18 protein-coding genes and 1 pseudogene are annotated in these 19,558 nt (G+C 68.3%); 8 read left to right on the plus strand and 11 right to left on the minus strand.

The genetic code is table 11. From position 1 onward, the window contains the following. The first annotated feature begins 200 nt into the window (after positions 1-200). The gene (locus tag ACFWA7_RS35515; RefSeq protein ID WP_385827200.1) at positions 201-632 is read left to right on the plus strand and encodes a barstar family protein; all 432 of its coding nucleotides are present in this window, start codon (positions 201-203) and stop codon (positions 630-632) included. Between the two features lie 62 nt (positions 633-694). Here ACFWA7_RS35515 and ACFWA7_RS35520 read toward each other — a convergent pair whose 3' ends face one another. After that, positions 695-901, minus strand: a complete 207-nt coding sequence (locus ACFWA7_RS35520) for a hypothetical protein (protein WP_385546153.1) — start codon at positions 899-901, stop codon at positions 695-697. 685 nt (positions 902-1,586) lie between these two features. On the opposite strand from ACFWA7_RS35520, the gene ACFWA7_RS35525 reads away from it, so the two are divergent. Beyond that, complete coding sequence (locus ACFWA7_RS35525) at positions 1,587-1,976, plus strand: hypothetical protein (RefSeq protein WP_385827202.1); 390 nt, start codon at positions 1,587-1,589, stop codon at positions 1,974-1,976. 31 nt (positions 1,977-2,007) lie between these two features. Here ACFWA7_RS35525 and ACFWA7_RS35530 read toward each other — a convergent pair whose 3' ends face one another. Both ACFWA7_RS35530 and ACFWA7_RS35535 read right to left on the minus strand, forming a co-directional pair. Then, positions 2,008-2,646 carry a hypothetical protein gene (locus ACFWA7_RS35530; protein WP_385827204.1) on the minus strand — a complete coding sequence of 213 codons (639 nt, stop codon included), beginning with the start codon at positions 2,644-2,646 and terminating at the stop codon, positions 2,008-2,010. 197 nt (positions 2,647-2,843) lie between these two features. Continuing rightward, positions 2,844-3,692 carry a TIGR03560 family F420-dependent LLM class oxidoreductase gene (locus ACFWA7_RS35535; RefSeq protein ID WP_385546162.1) on the minus strand — a complete coding sequence of 283 codons (849 nt, stop codon included), beginning with the start codon at positions 3,690-3,692 and terminating at the stop codon, positions 2,844-2,846. A 332-nt stretch (positions 3,693-4,024) separates the two neighbouring features. On the opposite strand from ACFWA7_RS35535, the gene ACFWA7_RS35540 reads away from it, so the two are divergent. The 3 genes from ACFWA7_RS35540 (at position 4,025) to ACFWA7_RS35550 (ending at position 7,460) form a co-directional block, all read left to right on the plus strand. Further along, on the plus strand, positions 4,025-5,092 hold the full coding sequence (locus ACFWA7_RS35540; protein WP_385827206.1) for a glucokinase: 1,068 nt from the start codon (positions 4,025-4,027) through the stop codon (positions 5,090-5,092). Positions 5,093-5,340: 248 nt separating this feature from the next. Beyond that, entirely contained in the window at positions 5,341-5,955 is a 615-nt protein-coding gene (locus ACFWA7_RS35545; protein ID WP_385546487.1) for an SIS domain-containing protein, read from the plus strand. Then, on the plus strand, positions 5,952-7,460 hold the full coding sequence (locus tag ACFWA7_RS35550; protein WP_385546490.1) for a trehalose-6-phosphate synthase: 1,509 nt from the start codon (positions 5,952-5,954) through the stop codon (positions 7,458-7,460). The genes ACFWA7_RS35545 and ACFWA7_RS35550 overlap by 4 nt, the downstream gene beginning before the upstream one ends. Here ACFWA7_RS35550 and ACFWA7_RS35555 read toward each other — a convergent pair. Next, on the minus strand, positions 7,436-11,593 hold the full coding sequence (locus ACFWA7_RS35555) for a caspase family protein (RefSeq protein ID WP_385827208.1): 4,158 nt from the start codon (positions 11,591-11,593) through the stop codon (positions 7,436-7,438). The two genes, ACFWA7_RS35550 and ACFWA7_RS35555, sit on opposite strands and share 25 nt — an antisense overlap. Before the next feature lie 183 nt (positions 11,594-11,776). Between ACFWA7_RS35555 and ACFWA7_RS35560 the strand changes: the two genes are divergently transcribed. Continuing rightward, positions 11,777-12,625: an NAD-dependent epimerase/dehydratase family protein gene (locus ACFWA7_RS35560; protein WP_385827210.1), complete on the plus strand. Its 849-nt coding sequence runs from the start codon at positions 11,777-11,779 to the stop codon at positions 12,623-12,625. A 4-nt stretch (positions 12,626-12,629) separates the two neighbouring features. Here ACFWA7_RS35560 and ACFWA7_RS35565 read toward each other — a convergent pair whose 3' ends face one another. Continuing rightward, positions 12,630-13,481, minus strand: a complete 852-nt coding sequence (locus ACFWA7_RS35565) for an NAD-dependent epimerase/dehydratase family protein (protein ID WP_385827212.1) — start codon at positions 13,479-13,481, stop codon at positions 12,630-12,632. Positions 13,482-13,601: 120 nt separating this feature from the next. Here ACFWA7_RS35565 and ACFWA7_RS35570 point away from each other — a divergent pair, with 120 nt between their 5' ends. After that, a complete protein-coding gene (locus ACFWA7_RS35570) occupies positions 13,602-14,507 on the plus strand; it encodes an antibiotic ABC transporter ATP-binding protein (protein ID WP_385827214.1) in 906 nt (301 codons plus the stop codon). Positions 14,508-15,097: 590 nt separating this feature from the next. Next, a complete protein-coding gene (locus ACFWA7_RS35575) occupies positions 15,098-15,451 on the plus strand; it encodes a hypothetical protein (RefSeq protein ID WP_385546508.1) in 354 nt (117 codons plus the stop codon). 456 nt (positions 15,452-15,907) lie between these two features. Here the strand turns inward: ACFWA7_RS35575 and ACFWA7_RS35580 are convergent, their stop codons facing one another. The 6 genes and pseudogenes from ACFWA7_RS35580 to ACFWA7_RS35605 all read right to left on the minus strand — a co-directional run. Further along, complete coding sequence (locus tag ACFWA7_RS35580; protein ID WP_385827216.1) at positions 15,908-16,261, minus strand: hypothetical protein; 354 nt, start codon at positions 16,259-16,261, stop codon at positions 15,908-15,910. A 413-nt stretch (positions 16,262-16,674) separates the two neighbouring features. Continuing rightward, a complete protein-coding gene (locus ACFWA7_RS35585; RefSeq protein WP_385827218.1) occupies positions 16,675-17,406 on the minus strand; it encodes an MFS transporter in 732 nt (243 codons plus the stop codon). Next, positions 17,322-17,657, minus strand: coding sequence for a hypothetical protein (locus ACFWA7_RS35590; RefSeq protein ID WP_385827220.1), 336 nt, complete (start codon positions 17,655-17,657; stop codon positions 17,322-17,324). The genes ACFWA7_RS35585 and ACFWA7_RS35590 overlap by 85 nt, the downstream gene beginning before the upstream one ends. Positions 17,658-18,175: 518 nt before the next feature. Next, on the minus strand, positions 18,176-18,529 hold the full coding sequence (locus tag ACFWA7_RS35595) for a hypothetical protein (RefSeq protein ID WP_385827222.1): 354 nt from the start codon (positions 18,527-18,529) through the stop codon (positions 18,176-18,178). 131 nt (positions 18,530-18,660) lie between these two features. Beyond that, positions 18,661-18,801: a hypothetical protein gene (locus ACFWA7_RS35600; RefSeq protein WP_385827224.1), complete on the minus strand. Its 141-nt coding sequence runs from the start codon at positions 18,799-18,801 to the stop codon at positions 18,661-18,663. A gap of 242 nt (positions 18,802-19,043) precedes the next feature. Continuing rightward, positions 19,044-19,391 (minus strand): annotated as a pseudogene (locus ACFWA7_RS35605) (cutinase family protein); the annotation flags it as partial. Positions 19,392-19,558 lie beyond the last annotated feature (167 nt).

Consider the following 19,558-nt stretch of genomic DNA (forward strand, 5'->3'; position numbering starts at 1 on the left):
GAGTTGCCTGCGCGTCACGGCCACAGTCCTACCGGGTTCCACCCCACGAAGAGGGTAGAACCCAGGAACTGATCACGACATCACACAGGCCCTAGCCGCGTCGAACGAGCTCCCGTCGGAGGTCGGGGTGCGTAGCCGGCTCGTACGCTGAGCAGTGGGCGCGATCCAGACCGGGATGACGCACCGGTACCGCTGTGATCATGGTGATCGACCCAGGCTTGCACGAGGTTTCCGGCGCGGACATTCCCCGGATACTCGACGAAGCCGCCCGCCAGGGTGTGCCCGCCTTCACGCTCTCCACCGCCGCCCGTACCGACCAGGAGGCCTTCTTCCGGGCGGTAGGGGCGGCATTTCCCCTGGACCCGCCGCTCGGGACAGTGCGCATGGTGTGGGAAGCCCTCGCGGATTCACTCTGGGGCGGGCTCCACGCGCTCAACGCTCCCCGTGTGGTCATCGTCTGGCCCGACGCCCACCCCGTCGCGGGCGCCCAGGGAGACTTCGAGATCGCACTGGACATCCTCCGCGAGATGGTCACCAACCTCGCCGAAGCCCAGTACACCGGCGGACGGCCCACACGCGTCTCGGTCTACATCGCACCGGCCGCCAACGGCAGGCAGCACCCCGGGGTGTAGCGGCCACGGATCGAGGAGTCCTCGCGCACCACCGCCCCGGGCAACTACGTCTGCCCACAGGGTCAGGCTGCCGACGGCAGTCCCGCCCGCATCTCCTCGACGAGGCCTGCGGGGACGTCTGCGCCCGGCACCACCTCGACGACGCGCGCCACGGCCTTGTCGGCCGCCAGCTGCTGCTTGCGGTCCTCGGCCGCATTGGCCGAGTACGACACGGCGGACGAGCGCACCCTTTCCTGGCTGTCGCGCCACACCACTTTGAAGTTCCGCATCTGTACCCCCGGGGGATCATTACCGGCGGCCACCACAGTGGCTCGAACGTGTACTCCCCATTCTGGCGGACGGGTCTGACAACCCACCCCCGCCGAGCCGAGCCGAGGCGGGTGCGGGACGCGGGTTCGCCAGGACGGACGCAGCGGCGTGGTCGTACGGGGCGGCCGACTGGGGGTTGGCGTGAGCGCGCCCCACCCGGAGCCCTCTCCTGCAAGGTCATGACACCGGCGCCGCAACATGCCCCACGGCCACCAGCCCCAGGCCGACCACACACAGGGACGGGGAGCCCCAACTAGCCACCATGAGCAGGGCACCCGCTCCCCACGCCCGGGGACGGTGAACGTGACGCTGCAGCCACCGGCCCGGCAACCGGCCGAGCAGGAGCCCGCGCAGGCCCAAGACCGCCCCCGTCACCCCCACCGCGAGCATCGTCAGCAGCGCCCGCCCACGAGCACACCCACCGCCATGAGCAGCCCCCCCAGCGAGCCTCGACCAATAGATTTGAACGAGTTCAAATCTATCAGCGGGTGCGGCGTGGGCGTGCCAGTCGGCCACGACACGAACACGACCGACCACCTGCGCCCGTAGCCGGGCCTTATTGTCCTCAGCGCACCGCAGGCCGCGGCGTTGTCAGTCCCCGCCGCTATCGTCCGATCGTTCACGATCTTCAGGGAGGGCGGTTCGATGGGTGCCAGGGAAGCCATGGACCGCCTGTTGGCCGGTGAGGCCACCCTCTCCAACGGCAGCCTCACCGCCGGCGCACTCGCCAAGGAAGGCGGCGTCGACCGCATGGCCCTCTACAAGCGGCACGTCGACCTGAAGCACGCGTTCTACGAGCGTGTCCGCAGCGAGGCCCAGCAGATTCCGGAACCTGAGAGGCGGCTCCGGAAGGCCAACGCCAAGCTCAGAAAGACCCTTGCCAACAAGGAGGACGAGCTCCAAAAGCTCCGTCAGTTGGTCACCAAACTGACCCTCGCCAGTGCCGTTCTCACCCAGAGTCAGAACACGCCACCCACACCGACCGCACCCGGGCCTCTCCCCGACGATGTCGTCCCGGTCCGCCCCACCATCTGAGGCTTCTGATTCGCATGGCAGGAGCACGGCTTCAACCGGTTACCCACCGGATGATGGCGATCACTGCTCCTGTCAGGCCTCCTACTGCAGTGAGCATGAGGAGGGTAATGGTCACGACGTCGAACCTGCCCGCTTTGTCGGCATCCAGCTTGGCAGCCAACTTCTCAAGTGAGTCGGTTCTGGCTTCGAGCTTCGCCACAGCAACAGCGTGCGTGACACTCGCGGTCTCGTTGATTAGGGCATCAGTCGCCTCTACTGACTCCTCCTCAAGCCGAGATGCCAGCTCTTCCTGCGTCCTGGCGTGCTCCTCCAACGCTTTGAGCAGCTGGCCGCGGATTACAGGGTCCGCCACCTTCTCCTCTACCTCTGCACGAAACCGCTCAAGCTGTGCAGCCGGCTGAAGATCTTTGATGCGGCCAAGAATGAGCCTCTTACGCTCAAGGAGGAGGGGTGCAATTCCGATCTCGAAGAGAGCTTCGCTCTTGGCCGGCGTCAGCACGAGCCCAGCCTCCGCTTGCGCCTTGACCTTCATCAACCCAAAGGAATCTGGGTGAAGGAGTGCATCGTTTACAGTTTCGAGTGAGATCTGAAGCTGTTCTAAGGACTGGCGTTCGATCTGCTCCACTGTTAGACCGAGCTTCTTCAGGGCTGGCTCGAAGAACTCACCCATTGCCCACCCCAGACGCTGATGCATTGAGTGGTCTGCGCTTGGACTCCTGCCCATGACTCTCCCGTTCTACCATTAATCGAACGCGCTTCCGTCTGATCACTCAGCACCCAAAGCCCTGATTGTGACCGTGGCAGGGTGTGTGGACGGTTCGGCAAGCCCAGGCAGACGCCACTGTCATCGGCCGACAAGTGACTCATTCAGGGCAGCGCCTCGGCAATCGCGTCCAGCATCTGCGGCGTGTACGGCGGCAGCAGTTGAATGATGGCGAGGTCCAGGCCCTCGTCCCCCAGCGCCCGCAACCGTCTCCTCAGGCCCTCGGGCGACCCGTGGATCCCGGGCCGGTAGCCGGGGCCCAGCCGTACGTGGGCGGACAGGGTGATGCCGGCGGGGTCCCGGCCGAGCGCACGGCAGTGCGCGAAGAGCACGTCGCGTTTGCGGGCGAACTCGACCGGGTCGTCTTCACCGAAGTTCCAGTGCTGCGCGTAGCGGGCAACCGTACGCAGGGTTTCGCGCTCCCCTCCCCCGCCGATGCAGATCGGTGGGTGCGGCCGCTGCGGCCCCTTGGGTTCGTGAGGAGCCTCTTTCAGCCGATAGTGCTCGCCGGTGAAGGAGAACGTCCGCTGGGAGAGCAGCCCGGTCAGGACCGCACACGTCTCCTCCAGTCGCCGACTGCGCTCCCGGGGTTCGCCGAGCCGGATGCCATAGGCGTCCGCCTCCTGGTGGTTCCATCCCGCGCCCAGGCCGAGTTCCAGTCGTCCGCCGGAGACGATGTCCACGGTCGTGGCCGTTTTGGCCAGGACCGCGGCATGCCGGAAATGGGCGCCCGTCACCAAAATGCCGAGCCGCAGCCGGGTGGTGGCCTGGGCCAGGGCGGCCAACGCCGTCCAACCCTCCAGACATGGTCCCGAGGGGTCACCGAGCACCGGCACCAGGTGATCGTATAGCCAGCCCGATTCAAAGACGTCGAGGTCGTCTGCCCGTTGCCACAGGGCCAGCAGCTGCGACCACGTGGTGTGCTCCTGCGGGGTCTCGAATGCGAAACGCACAGCTCGCCACTCCCCGGAATGTCGTCGGTCGCCGACCCGGCCATGCCGAACATGGTGGTGGGTACAGCCGCTACACGTACGGAAGTTCGCCAATTAGAGGGATTCTGCGCGAGACGACAGGACCCTACCCTGGTCTTGGACCGGGTGCCCCCGACCGCGGCCCGATCCTGCATTCCCGGCGCAGGCGTCGGGACGATCCCCAACACGCCGCTGCCACGCACCGCCATCACCGGCATTCCGGCATCGGACGGCTGTCGCACCGAGTAGCTTTCTCGCCAACTGGCCGACCTTGTGGCCGGAGACCTCCGGCCACCCACATCTGAGGGAATGCAATGCCGCACATCTCCCGAGAGCGGATCACCAGCCTTCCGCGTACCGAGCTCGCCGGGATCGACGCCGGTGGCACCAAGACCCATATGCGCTTCCTGGATCCGGTCACCGGAGAGATCAGGCACGTCCAGGCGCGGTCCGCCGATTACGACTCCCTGGAACACCTCTTCTACGGATGCTTCGACATGGCGGGCTGTCGGCCGCGATCCCTGGTCGCGGGAGTGGCCGGGCGGCCGGGGCGCGACGGCGACGTCAGAATCACCAACCACCCGCAGTGGCCGACCTTCCGGCGCCAGGCCTTCGCCACGGACCTGGACATGTCGATCGTCACCATCAACGACATGGTCGCCACCACCGCCGGCGTCGCCGACCTCGACGAGTCCGACTGGGTGGCGCTGACACCGCAGGTCACGCCCCATCCCGGTCCCGCCCTGCTGGCCGTGTCGGTCGGTACGGGAGTCGGGAGCGCCTCGGTGGACAGGACCGGGCGGGCGCGCCCCGCCGAGTCGGGCCATGTCGCCTGGCAGCCGGTGACCGTTCTGGAGGAGGACTACCTGCGCTCGTTGCAACGACTCAGGCCGGGCATTCCGATCTCCGTCGAACTCTCCATCGGCGGACTACGGGGAATCGACCACATGTACGACTTCATGGTGACGAGGAAGAAACCAGGCCCCTACATCCAAGAGCACGTCGACCGCTTCCGGCGCGAGCACCGAGGCATCGGCCCGGTGATCACCGCGGCCGCCGTCGGCGGGGACGCCTGCTGCCTCGAGATCATGCGGCTGTTCGGCTCCATCCTGGGGCAGTTCCTCCGCACCATCGTGCTCACCTGCATGAGCGAGGGCGGTTCCGTCTGGATGACGAGCGGCGTACTGCAGGCGCCCGGGGTCTGCGACCTGCTCATCTCGGACACGGCCTTCCTGGAGCGTTTCATCGCTACGGGCGCAGAGCACGCCGAACTCATGCGGGAGATCCCGCTCTACGCCGTGACGGACCGCCAGGTGGCCGTGCGCGGAGCGTTCGCGCTCGCACGTCAGTCCGCGGAGCTGGGAACCCCCGCGCTGCACTAAAGCGGTCAACACGCCTGCGGATGAGGGGCCTCTGGGCTACCATCCTCGGCAGGCAAGGCCAGTTCGCACGTCAATGTCGTCGCGTGCTAGGAGTTCACCGCCTATGTCCTGGGTCCTCCGACACCCATGCGCAACCCGTGACCGTCGTTTCCGAACAGGGGCTGCCGAACGTGTCGGATGACCCGACAGTTCTCCGAAGCGGTCACGCACGAAACAATCAAGCACCATCCCGTCCCCATGCGCGATCGGTGACACACACCTACGAACTCTTCCTGCGCGAGGCCTCCAACGGCTTCGACGCGATCGACCCCCACGCGGTGAATCAGGCCGTCGCCCTCCTGGCCACAGCCCGGCGCCGCCGCGCCCGGGTCTACCTCATGGGCAACGGCGGCAGCGCCTCGACCGCCAGCCACATGGCCTGCGACCTGGCCAAGGGAATCGGCCGCACCCGCCACGAGCGATTACGCGCCGTCGCCCTGGCCGACAACACCGCCCTGTTCACCGCCTGGGTCAACGACGACGGCAGCGACCAGGGCTTCGCCGCCCAACTGGACACGTTGCTCGATCCACAGGACGTCGTGATCGCCGTCAGTGTCAGCGGCAACTCACCGAACCTTCTGGCGGGCCTGGACACGGCACGCGAGCTCGGCGCCTCCACCATCGGGTTACTGGGCGGTGACGGCGGGCGGGCCCTGCCGCGGGTCGATGTGGTGTTGCACGTACCCAGTTGGGACTACGGAGTGGTCGAGACCGTTCACCTGGGGCTGGTGCACGCCATCGCCAACGCTCTGCGCGGCCATCCGTTGACCGCGCCTCGGACGATCGCCGCGGAGACAGTCGACCTGGCCCTGGGGCCTCCGTGAGCGCACCGGGCCTCGCGATCGCCTCCGATCGCGGCCCCGTCACCCTCACCAGCGTTCAAGGGCGGCTGGAGATGGAGCGCCGCCCCGGCAGTGTCACCTCCCTCCTCGACGGTGCCGCCCGCCGACTTCCGTGGCGCACTCTGTGGGTGGCACCCGACGACACGCAGCCACAGGGCAGCGATCTGGGCCCTGAGCAGCAGACGAAGCTCGCCCAGCAGCTGGGCTACAGCTACGCCCCTGTCCCCATCGGCCGGCGCCAGTACCGCGAGTACTACGACGACGTGGGGGTGCGCATGCTGTGGCTGGCGCTGCACGGCCTGTGGCCGGACGTCGCCGACTGCGGCGCCCCACCGCCGGAGCCGGACACGTTCACCCGCTCCTACCAGCAGGTGAACCGCAGCGTCGCGGAGCAGATCGTCCGGCGAACCCGACCGGACACGCCCGTGCTGATCCAGGACTATCAACTGGCCACCGCTCCCCGCTTCATCCGCGCCCTGCGCCCCCGTCAGCCCGTCGGGCTCTTCCTGCACACACCGTTCAGCACGCCCGACGAGCTGGCCCGGCTACCGCGGTCCGTGGCCGGTGCGGTGCTGGAGGGCATGCTCGCCGCCCACCAGATCGGTTTCCAGTCCCCGCGCTGGGTCGCCCACTTCCTCGACTGCTGCGAGGCCTGGGGGTACCGGGTCCACCGGGCCGACCCAGGGACGCACATGGGCGGCACCGTCCAGAGCCCACCCCGCTCGGGGTCCGCCGCGCCCCCCGGCGTGCCCCACACCACGGCCGTCGCCTGTTACCCCGTGCCGGCGGACTCGGCCCTGCTCGCCACGAACGCGCAGCACGCCCAGGTCAGATCCTGGGAACGCGAGTTCGCACTGGATCCGGCGGCCCGGCACATCGTGAGGGTCGACCGGATCGACCCCTCAAAGAACATCCTGCGCGGCCTTGAGGCCTACGAGATCGTCCTGGAACGCTCCGCCGCGTTACGCGAACGGTTGGTCATGACCGCCTGTCTGACTCCGTCCAGGGAACGCATCCCGGAGTACCGCCTCCACGCCGACCGCATCCACCACATGGCTCAGCGCCTGAACCACCGCTTTCCCGGATGCCTGCGCGTATACCTGGGGCACGACGTCTCCCGATGCCTGGCGGCACTGAAGTCCTACGACGTGCTGCTGGTGAACCCGCTGCGCGACGGCATGAACCTCGTGTCCCAGGAAGGACCACAGCTCAACACACGCCACGGAGCGCTGGTGCTCTCCCGCGCCGCGGGCAGCAGCGACCGGCTCGCTCACCTGGCTGAGCTTGTGGAGGACCCCCGAGACGTCGTGAGAACCGCGAGGGCGCTGGAGAATGCCCTCGCGCTCCGCGCCGAAGAGCGCCGGCGACGCGCCTCGGGACTGCGGGCCGCGGTGGCCGGCGGTGATCCGGCGCTCTGGTTGTCACAGCAGGTGCGGGAGCTGGAGCAGCTCGCCCGCGTACCTCAGCCGGGGGGCGCTTCGCCGTAGGGGTCGAACACGCAGACCTCCCGTCCCGTGCCCACGACCAGCCGGTTGTCGGGTGTCGCTGCCAAGGACCAGCCCGGCGCGGGAAGCACGAAGCCCTCCTGGCGCTCACGGGTGTACAGGTCCCAAACCCGTACGATCCGGTCATCCCCGGCCGTCACCACGACCGTCCGGTTGCGCAGCCGCATACACGTAAGGGCGTTGACACCGGCCCCCGCGTCGCTGAGGCGCACCCCTCTCTTGCGGTCTTTCAGGTCCCAGACGAAGACACCGCCGTCGTCGTCGACGCTGACCACGACCGGGCGTCCGTTGAGCGTGGCGCAGTCCAGAGCCCTGACCCAGCCCGTGTGACCGGTGAACACCGCCGAGGTCCGGCCCGTCTCCAGGTCCCACAGCCGGATGGAGCCGTCGAACGACCCAGTCAGGGCGACCGGCCGGCCGTCCAGCGTCGTGCACGCCACCGTGTTGATGCCCCCGGTGTGGCCCGACAGGATGCCGCGCTCGCTGTTGCCGCGCAGATCCCAGACCCGCAAGGTGCAGTCGTCACTGGCGCTTACGACCACCGGCCTTCCCCTGATCCGCGTGCAGGCAACGGAGCTGACCCAGTCGGTGTGCCCGGTCAGCACCGCGAGTTGACGCTGACGCATCAGGTCCCACACCCGCACGGTTCCGTCGCTGGCCCCACTGACGACGACGGGCATCTCGTCGAGCTGAGCACAGGACACCGCCCGGACGAACCCGGTATGGCCCTCGATGACCGCGCACTGCCTGCCGGACTCGATGTCCCAGGCGCGCACGGTACGGTCGTCACCGCCGCTGACGGCCACAGCACGGCCCTGGAGGGCGATCGCGCTGACCGCGTTCACCCCGCCCGCGTGCCCCACGCCTTCCTTCGCCTTGCTCTCCCCACCGGGGTCCCATACGCACATCGTGCCGTCGCTGGCTCCGGTGACCACGACCGTGCGCCCCTCGATCCGCACACCCGCCACCGCGCGCACCCAGTGGGTGTGCCCGACCAACACGTTCACTTCTGATTCCTGGTGCAGGTCCCAGATGTGGGCCTGACCGCTGTCGGTGCCGCACACCGCCACACTGCGGCCGTCGAGCGTCATGCACGCCACCGCCCGTACCCAGCCCATCTCACCGGAGAACAGGCACTTCTGCTCCCCGCGCCGCATGTCCCAGATACGGACGGTACGGTCGTCCCCGCCGCTGATCAGGACGGGCAGCCCGTCCAGTACAGCAAAGGCCACCGCGTTCACCTCGCCGGAATGCCCCGTCAGGACTGCCCGCTCCCCCCAGCGGCGCGCTGCGCCTTCGGATTCCCCGCGCCCGGTCTCCGACGGAACCCACAGCCGTACACTCCCGTCGCTCCCCCCGCTGGCGACGAACGGCTCACCGTCGGCCTCCGCGCACACAAGCGCCCGGACCGCGCCCGTATGGCCGATCAGGCGCTGCTCCTCCTGCCCGGTGGTGAAGTCCCACAGACGGATGGTGCGGTCGTCGCCGCCGCTGACCACCGTCAGCCGACCGGAGACCACCAGGCCCGCCGCCACCCCCACCCGGCCCACATGCCCCCGAAACACCGCCCGTTCCCTCTCGTCCCGCAACGTCCACACCCGGGCCGTGCCGTCGCTGCTCGCGCTGATCGCGAGCGGCTCGCCCCCAAACCGCAGCGACCTCACGGAATTCACCTCGGCCATGTGCCCACGGAGCACGCCGTGCAGGTTGCCATTGTTCAGGTCCCACAACCGCAGCATGCCGTCCGTGTCCGCCGTGACGGCATAGGGCTGCTGGTCCAGCTCGAAGCAGTCCGCGCTCTTGACTTCATGGGAAGGGTCGACGAAGGACATCTGGAGCGCGGGATTGACCTGCGAGCCGGTGGCCCACCGCACCTGCCAGGTCAAATGAGCACTCAACTCCTTCGCTAGCGACAGGGCTTGATGGCTCGCGGCGTCGAACGCCAGAATCTGGCGACGGATCACGGGATCGGACTGGCGGTGCAGAGTGAGCGAGGACCGGTAGATCGAGCGCACCATCCGCGCCTGTTCCCCGCCGGCCCAGCGCAGTGCGGGTGCCAGCACCCCCGGATCGGCGTACACCAGGAACTCCGGGTCGGCGAGCAGTTCGTCCAGGGTCCCGGCTATCGCCGCGTGACTGGCCAGATGGCTCCGTATATAGGGGTGGGCATCGCCCCACGCACGGCGCCCGCGCGGCGTGGGAACCTGCTCGAGCAAGGTGGTGGCGATCCGGCGATGGACCTCCTTGTCACGACGGGAGTCCTGCAGGAACTCCGCAAGCGTCTCGTGATAGAGCCGGAACACCGACCGATCGCCGACCCGCACCTCGACGATGTAGGCCCCGGCGTTTCCCAGCAGCCAGTTGATGTCCTCGTCGGAACACCGCACGCCGGCCAGCACCGATGCCAGCGCCGCCCACAGATTGTCCCAGGGAAGGCCCTGCCCCTCGGCGTAGGCGAGGGGGGTGAGCAGCCTACGCACCCGCCACTCGTTGGCTCCGAAGCGCGACAGATACGCGGCGAAGACGTCCGTCACCTCGTTCGGCAGCCGACGGTGCCAGTCGGCCTGCGTCGGATCCACCAAGACCTGGCGGTTGATCAGCGAGCGTGCCGTCATATTGGCGACGAGGAAGGACTGCCCCGCCCGCGCCGCGACCCCTTGGGCCACCGCGGCGGCGAGCGCCGCATTGCCGCGGTAGGGAGACAGACTGTCGGGATCGTCCTGGGCCAGCAGCAGGGCGCTCACGTACTCGGCCACGTCCTCGCTGCCCGCGTACGCGGGCCGGTCCAGGTCGATGAGCTCGACGGCGGTCCCCAGAGCCTCGATCGGGCCCCGCCGGGTGCCGATGATCAGCCGGACTTGGGCCATCGTCGACATCGGCCGCAGCAGCACCCGCGCGATCAGTGTCGCTTCGGACTGGTCGCCGACGATGCCCGCCTCGTCCAGGGCGTCGAGGAGCACGGTGAACCGTGTGGACCGGTCCCCCAGGGACCCCAACAAATCCTCCGGAGTGGTGGCCACACAGCCCGCTGCCCGGCTCAGCTCGGTGACGACGTCGTCGAGGGTGCAGCGGCGAAGGTGCAGATGGGTGGTGACGCAACCGGCCGGCGGCACGCTCTCAGACGGTGTCCGCTCGTCGGCCACCGCCGCGTCCGCGAGATGCAGCAGCCGTCCGAGCAGGGCCGACTTGCCCGACCCCGGGCCGCCGGTGACGACTCGGGCACGGCGGTCATGGGAAGGACTGGACAGCCAGCGCGACAGAGCCGTCAGGGCGGCGACCCGCCCCGTGAAGTACGAGCCCACCTCGCCGACATACTCCACACCGCGGGCGCGGGGATCGAAGTGCGCCGATCGCTCCCGCCGCATCCGGGTGAGCGTCTCGACATCCAACTCCCCGCCGGACAGCCCCGGCACGAAGTTCCGGTTGGGAAAGAACGGCGGCACTCCGGCCGTGTCCACGGAGGTGCAACTCGCGTGCTGGTACGGATGGTGCTCCCGGAAGTGCTCGTTGATCCGCTCGGTGATCTCCGACAGGTCGACGTACCGCTGGTGGGCACCGGCCCTCGGCGCGGCGAGTGCGTCGGTCAACGCTCCGGTCAGCGCACCCTCGCCCGCTTCATCGCGGGCGCGCGCACCCGCCAGCAGCCAGAGGTTACCCGCCGCCGTCGTGCGCCCGGCCGCCAACTGGTTGGCCACCATGGCGATGTCCGTCGTCCCCGCCCCCGCGTAACAGGTGTCCAGCAGGATCAGTACGCGGGCGCGCACCGTGTCATCAGCGAACATCAGGGCAAGGTCGTCCGTTCTGATGGCGGTCGACACCAGACGGTTCTCAGCGCTGTCCGTACACAGCAGGTAGTGACGTCCACCGCTGGCGCGCACCCCGTGGCCGGCGTAATAGAACACGACGATGTCGTCCGGCCGGCGCTCCGCCGACCCCAGCCACTCCTCCAGACCGGAAACCAGTTCCCTCGCTGTCGGATTCCTGCTGCGATCCCGCAGAACCCGTTCGTAACCGAGGGTGTCGAACAGGCCGACCATGAGTTCTACATCGTCTTCGACCCCGGGAAGATCGTCGATGCCCGGTTGCGCGTAGCTGCCGGTTCCCGCAACGATCACGAATCTGCGGGGTTCCCCGCCGATGGCGCCCACTGGCTCATGCGAGATCATTCAACCGCTTCCGCCCCCTCGGAACCCCCGCCGTAAGCCCGTACGATACCCCCAATTCATTCGAATCGATAGCATTCCGTCATCCACGCGCAGACACTGGAACCACGGTCGGCACGGACAGCTGGGGTGGGAATGAGCGATGCGGTCACAATTCAAAAACCCTTGCCCTTCACCGAAGGCCGCCTCAAAGTGATCGTCACCGGTGCGGCCGGGCGCATCGGCAGCGCGTTCGCGCCCTTCGCCGCGGACCGTTTCGAGCTCGTCCTGCTGGACCGCCCCGGTGTCGACCTCTCCGGACTCGGAGCATACGGGCGGACCGAACACTGCGACCTGGCCGACCTGCCCCGACTCACGGAACTGTGCCGCGGCGCGGACTGCGTCCTGCACCTCGCGGCGGAGGCGAACACCGCCGCGGAATGGGACAGCCTGCTCGCCTCCAACATCGTGGGCACCTACCACGTGTTCGCCGCCAGCAGGTCCGCCCGCTGCCCGCGCGTGGTCTTCGCCTCATCCGTGCACGCCGTGTCCGGCTACGCCCCCGGCCGACAGATCACAGCCGGCGCACCGGTGAATCCGGGAAACCTCTACGGAGTCTCCAAGTGTTTCGGCGAGGCGCTGGGACGCTACATGGCCGAATGCGGCGGCCTCACGGTCATTGCGGTGCGCATCGGCGCCTTCCAGGGACCCGACGCAGCGCGAGCGCCCGATTCCGACTGGATGATAGGAACCTTTGTGGCGGACCAGGATCTGTTCCATCTCCTCGAACGCGCCATCCGCGTCCAGGGAATTCGCTTCGGCATTTTCCATGGGGTCAGTGACAACTGGTTCAAACGCCTGGACATCACCGCGGCACGAGAGCTGCTCGGCTATGAGCCCGCCTACGACTTCATGCAGCTCTCGCCGACTTTCAAGGAGCTCTTCACCGACCTTCCGCACGGCCACAACCCCCGTGGCTCCGGTGACAGCACAGCCTCGCCATGAACGCTCACACGCCGCTGTCCCGCCAGGAGCGTGCCGGGCACCCGCCGAGCAACGCGCGCGCCTTCGCGGAACACTGAAGCGACTCGAAGGCTCCCAACGAGCGGGTCACCCTGACTCCACGGCAGAAGGTGTCGAGCAATTCCGCGGTGGTCCTGTTGGACAGGGTGTCAGGAGCCGCGACGGTGAGGGCCAACGCGCCGTCGACCGGTGCCGCCAGGGCGAGTCGGCAACTCACCGCCACATCAGCGAGGTCCACATAGCTCCACAGGTTCCACCGGCCGCGTTCGGGCTCGGCCCAGTACTCGGGCAACGCCGCGTACTCCGCCTGGTCCGTGACCACCGAGAAGCGAAGGGCTACCAAGGTCATCGCGTAGCGGTGCGCGAAGTGGCGCGCGGCTGCCTCACCCGCCGCCTTCGACAGGGCGTAGGAGGTCTCCGGACACAGGGGATGCCTCTCGTCCAACGGCAGACAGGAGGGGCCGGCGACCTGGAAGGGCGGTCCGAGCACGGTCTCGCTGGAGGCCCACACAACGCGCCTGATGTTGTGGACCGCCGCCGCCTGAAACACGTTGTAGGTCGACGCCGTATTCGCCGTGTACGTCGCCCCCTCCGCCAGCTCCGGGTGCAGCGTATGCGAGTCGGGCACCCCCGTCGCAGCGAGGTGCACCACCGCGTCCACCCCGTCCAGAGCGTCCACGGCCTGCCACAGCTCACGGAGATCCGCCCGCCGGTATCCGCCACTCTGCCCGCGCATCGGCGAGACGTCGATCCGGACGGTCTCGTACCCGTGCCCGCCGAGCTCCGCCACCACCGCCCGGCCGATACGACCCAGCCCTCCCGTCACAGCTACACGCATCGCAACTCCCTTGCTGTGCACTGGAACTGACGAACCACCACGCGAGTGTGGCGCAGGGACTATAGTCGTCGGGCTGACTCTTCGTAAGGCAATGCTCCGCTGGGTGTCCGAGGAGTGCACATGGCGCGGATCACGGTCGTTCACGGAATCGCCCAGCAGTTCAAAGGGCCCCACACGCTCCACGCCTCGATCGCACCCGCCCTGCGCGACGGCGTGACGGCCGCCGCCCGCCGGGGCGGACCGGATCTGACCGACGCCGACATCACCTGCGCCTTCTACGGCGACGCGTTCGTACGGCCCGGCACACGCGCCACAACGGTCCCGGCCTACGAAGAAGGCGATGTCGAGCCCGAGTACGAGTCGGAGCTGCTGCTGGACTGGTGGGTCGAGGCCGCACGGGTCTACCCGCAGGTGCTGGGCCCCGACGCGAAGTCGCGCGGTGCGGTCGGATATCTGGCAAGCCGTACGTTGACGCGCCCGATGGTGCGTCGCGCGCTCAACGCACTTACGCACGCCCCCTACTTCGCTCACGTCGCCGAACCTCTGCTGATCTTCGGGTTGAAGCAGGTCCGCCGGTACTTCACCGAGCCCGGCCTGCGAGAACGCGCGCAGGAGGCGGTGGCTCAAGCCATCGAGCCGGACACACGCGTTCTGGTGGGGCACTCACTGGGCAGCGTGGTGGCGTACGAGGTGCTGTGCAACGAAGCGCTGCGGGCGACACATCCCGAGTGGCAGGTCTCCACGCTGATCACCCTCGGCTCTCCCCTGGGGCTGCGCGGCCTGATCTTCGACCGGCTGATCCCAGCACCCCACCAGGACAGCGGCGCCTGGCCCCCCGGCATCCGAAGCTGGACGAACATCGCCGACGCGGGTGACATCGTCGCCCTCGTCAAGGAACTTGCCCCCCGCTTCGGCTCGGGGGTCGACGACCACGAAATAGACAACGGCGCCGAGATGCACTCCATGAGCCGCTACCTCACGGCTCCCATCACCGGAAAAGCCATCGCCGACGGTCTCGCCCTCTGACCGGACCCAAGCGCCTGTCGCTCCGGGCGCCAGCCGACGGTAGGCCCGGAGGAGGGGGACCTCGTGACGTAGTCTCAAAACAGCAGTGTCCCGGCAGCGTTCGTGGAGAAATGCCGTGTTCAGCAGTCTCACCGGCACCGCGTGGGGTGAGCACGACGGTGGTGCGCGCCAGCTCCAAGCGACCAGCAAGCCCTGCATCGACTCGTTGTTCGAGAAGTACGGTTCACCCCGCCTGCCGGGGACCACTCTTCCTGACCGGCGCGTTCAGGCGTAGCTCGACAAGTTCCTGACCAAGGAGAGCGAGAATCAGGTCCAGGGCGGGTCGTGGGGCAAGTCTGCCGAGGACCTGCGATCCTCACGTGTGGCGATGCCGCCGAATCCGCGTGCCGCGGCGGTCACGGAACTCCCGACCGGTCAGCGTTACCGGCGCACCGCCTCGGCGAACCAGACAACGGGCTGATCCGTCAAAGAGGAAACGACACCACCGCTCCGGCGGAAAAGGTATCCGCCGGAACACCCTTCATACCGCCCAGACGTAGAGGAGCAACCGATCATGCCCTGGTCCCCGCCACAAGGTGGCGCTCGCCGCGATGGTGGCCGACCTGACGGCCCTGATCACCGGCTACTCCTCGGGCACGTCGTCCAGCGGCTGTGCCTGGGTGCTTTCCTATGACTCACGCACCTATGAGCACCCCTGGCCCCCGGGAATCAGCGTGAAGGACAACGTTCGCCACCAGGGACCCGCGCTCGGAATGGGCACTTTGAAGGGATGTGCGGATGGCGGCACCGAGCACGAGCAGACGGTTGCTGTCTTCCAGATCCCCGGCGTTCCCACCGAACAGGCTGTCATCAGCCAGGACAACGTGATCGGCCTCACCGACCCCCACCACATCCCCACCGGCGTACGGGACTTGCTGAACGTACCCTCCAGCTCTCCGCCATGAGCGTTTTCAGCGTGGCCACCGATGGAGTGACGGCGGCGAGGGCGCAGCGCACGAGACACCCGTGCTGCTGAAGGAGATGGACGCTGAAAATGCTCACTCAGCGCGCGTCCATCGAAGGTCTCGAACAACCAAAACAACCAAGGGGGACTACGTGCCCGAGCCGCGGTCGGCCGGACGGGCCACTGCCGGCGCACGCGTCCGGTCCGGGGGCCGTTTCAGGGGCGCTCGGGGGCTGACCCGGTGGCGGGTCCCAGGGGCTTGGCGGCGCCTGCCCGGACCGCCGCGTTGTATCGTTCGTACGCTTGGACCAGGGCGAGTTCACCTTCGACGCCGAACAGCTTGCAGGCCGTGCTGATATGGCGGCGGATGCTCCGCTCCGACGTGCCGAGGTACGCGCGATCTGCTCGTGGGTCCGGTTCTGGATTCGCATGTCGATGATCCGGCAGCGCACGGCGGTCAGAGCGCCGCCGGCACCTCTCCGGGGGCCTTCATGCCCCAGGGCTCCGCTTCGGCCCACTCGGTGAGGAAGACCTGACGCGCGAACGCGATCAGAGCCGGGTGCAGCAGGGCGATGGCACGCTCACGCGAAGGCTCGCCGTTCGCCGTGAGTGTGCCGTAGTCCTCCACCAGGGCGATGTTGCTTGAGGGGCTGATCCGTTCCTTTGATCTTGTGCCGGATGCTGCGACGTATGATGAATGGACGCGGCCCGAGTCTTCCTCCGGCGCATTCTCGATGATTTCGACGGTCTTATCGACACCAATCACTACGAAATCCTGTCGGCGCATGAGTTCGTTGCGCTGCTGGACCATCACCCGGGATGGGACTGGCGTCGCCAACCAAGTACGGACCTGCGGTAGTACGTTCCTCACCTACGGGCCCAGATGAAGATGCGGCGAGGTCGTACTGGAGGGCGTGGCCCTCTGTCACCCAGGGCTCCAGCTGTTCGCGTTGTTCGCTCGACAGGTCGTCGGGCAGGCCGCGTTCCGCGGCCAGCGGCCGGTAACCGGCGTAGTTGCGCACCCCGAAGAGGCAGCCGAATGCTGCGTAGTCGCTCTGGTCGTACAGGGGCCACAGATCCATGGCGCAGAGCCAGGGCGCACCCTCGTAGAAGTCCGTGCCGGCGCCGGGATGGCGGAACTCGATCGCGCCGTGGATATCCGTACCCATGGCGCCTGACGCCGCAATCCCTCGCAGTCAGGGTCTTGGCGAGCCCTCACGCCGCTCAGGAGGCAGCGGGAACGGTCTCGCTGGCACGCTCCTTGTGCCCGGCGACCTCACGCCGGGCCCCGATCGCCGGGCGCAGCGCCACGCACGCGGCGGCGGCCGCGGCGCCGAGAGCCGCGCATAGCGACCACAGGGCCGTGTTGCCGCCGGTGTCCATCGCCCAGGCCGCCAGGTGCGGCGCGGCCAGCGCGGACAGGCCCAGGGTGCAGCCCCAGACCCCGGCGTAGGTGCCGCGGGCGTGGGCGGGGTCGGCCACGGCGGTCATGGCGGCGGCGAAGAACAGCACTTCCCCGAGCGTCCATATCCCTGCCTCTGCGGCATATCCGAGGGTGCCCCGGCTCAGCAGATTCGCGCCCATGCCCGCCCCGGTGAACAGGGCACCCGCCGTGCACACGACGCTGGGGCGGACGCGGTCGATGAGCGGCTGCAGCAGCCGCTGGTACACCAGGACACAGGCCGCGTTCACCAGGCACACCACCCCGTACGCGCGGGGAGAGAGCCCTGCGCGGTCCATGGCCAGGGGCAGGCCGAACAGCATCTGCTGATACACCAGCAGCCAGGCCAGCGTGATGGCGCACAGCGCCATGAAGGGCCCGTCCCGCAGCAGCGCGGCCACGGCGCCCCGGCCGTGCCCCGCCACCGCGTTCACGGGCGGGCGGGGCGGCTCGCGCACGGCGCCGAGGACGAGGGCGAAGGCCACGTTGGCGGCGGCGTCCAGGAGGAACAGCACGCGAAATGGCCATCCACCAGGAGGGATCCAGCAGCCTCGGCGATCGCCGCGCCGAGGTTCATCGCCCAGTACAGGCGTCCGAAGGCGCGGTCGCGCAGGGCGGGCGGCACCAGGTCGGTGATGAGGGCGGCGATCGCGGGGCGGGGCGCGTCGAAGAAGAACCCGACGGCGAAGGCGCATCCGCCCAGCGCCCACCGGCTGCGGACCTGGCTCAGCGAGGCAGGAGACGGCCGTGCTCGCCAGCGCGACACTCAAGGTGGTGCGGCGGCCGATGCGGTCCGTGAACGTGCCCGCGACCAGGGGGCCTATCAGCCAGCCAGCCCACCCCGAACGCGGCGCTGACGTGGGCGGCTTCAGCCGGGCTGTGGTGCAGGTGCGTGACCAGGAAGAGGGACAGGAACGGCACCACGACGGCGCCGCTGCGACACAGCGTGAACCCCGCCACCAGCACCCAGTACGGGCCGGGCAGCCGGGCAGCAGACTGGCCAAAGACAGGAGCGGGGGCGGGGCAGGCCCATGAGTCCTCTCCGATCAGCACGACGGCAAGGGTGTGCCACAGGCGTGCGCCAAGGAGACTTCAAGGCCCGGCCCGGGCCCGGCAAGGCATCATCTCTGCGGCGGGGCGGCTGCTCCCGCCGGGCGGGAGGGGCCACCTGCTGCTCCCCTCCCAGGGGAGACGACGCCCAGATCCAGGGGCGCTCACGCGGTGCGCCGCCACGTTCAGCTCTCGCGTGACGGCTTGCCTGCGCGAAGTCCAAAGACCCGCCCGTCAGGCGAAGTCGATGGCGGCCAGCGCGGGGCCGGCGAACGCCAGCGCATACTGCAGCCTGACGGCCGTACGCCGCGCTGGGTGGCTCACGATGGTGGCGGGCAGGCACAGCGCCAGGAGTCCCGCGACCGCGGACAGGCCCATCGACCACTGGGCCTCCTCCACCAGGGGCCCGCTCGCCCCGTCTCCGCTGTAGGCCTGGCCAAGCACTACGACGAGGAACACCCCGTAGGCGAAAGCAAGCAGCAGGAGGCCGATACCGGCGAAGATGCGCACTGTGGCTGTGGACGGCGCGAACGGGTCAGCCGCCGCCGCTGAGGGGGCGGCGGTGGAATGCAGGTCGGGTGCGGTCATGACCGCCATCCTGGCCCGCGCGCGCCGCCCGGTCGCCTGGGCACATACTCATGAGCGCAGGGAGTACGTACTCAAGATGTCCCGGCGGTTCTGGCCTCCAAAGCCAAGGGGCATGGCCGTGCCGCTCGCTCCTACTGCGGGAGCTCCACGACGTCGGCGACCACACAGCTGACGTTGTCAGGGCCGCCAAGGCCGTTGGCGAGGGCGACGAGTTCGCGGACGGCCTGCTCGGGCTCCCTGGCCTCGCAGAGCACCCGGTGGATCTCGTCCAATGTGTCGCCGTCTGCGCCCACCGTTTTGGTAGGGCCAGCGAGAGGCCGGCACCAGGAACGGCCTTGCGCACCGCCCATTCGGCTGCGCTCTTCACTTTCGCGCTCTTCTCATACGCCGACGGCAGGTGTTCCTTGTAGTAGGCCTCGATATTGGCGCACTTGATGTAGTCGTGCCTTTGGCAGGCGAGCCACTGTGTCAGGGCTGGGCCAGGAAGGTACTTGACCGCGTCCGAGTCGCACAGGGGGTCGCCCGGGTTGCATTCGTACCTGGTGCGGTCAGCGTATTCGCTGCCCACCTTGTACTTGATGCCTACTCCTGGCCACTTCGTTGGGTCCGCGAACATCTCGATCGAAACGATCCGGCTTCCCACCGGGGTGGAGACTCCCCCTTCGCCGAGCGCCCGCTGAATGACGACGCCCCCCGTCGAGTAACCGATGAGCGCAAAGCACACATCCGCGGGGCGGGTCTTGCTCAGAACGTTCAGGCGGGCCACAAGGTTGTCGCGGCCTTCGCCTGTAGCTTTCTCATCGCCCGGCACGCCCTTGAGGCCTGGGCGCTCAGGGCTGTCGTACAGAGACTCGTAATGCACCTGGACAGGAACTGGAGGAAGAACCGTCAAGAGGTTGTTTCTGAGTTCGTCCCTGAGACCGTGTTTGAGATGTGTTCAGTGGGTTCGTTGTAGTGGTCGTGGTCCGTGCCTGACAGCGGGGCCGCCTCGGGTGAGCCGGCGCAGCATGACGTCGGTCATCGCCCAGC

Origin of the sequence: Streptomyces sp. NPDC059994 (assembly GCF_042737755.1) — a bacterium.
GTDB lineage: Bacteria > Actinomycetota > Actinomycetes > Streptomycetales > Streptomycetaceae > Streptomyces.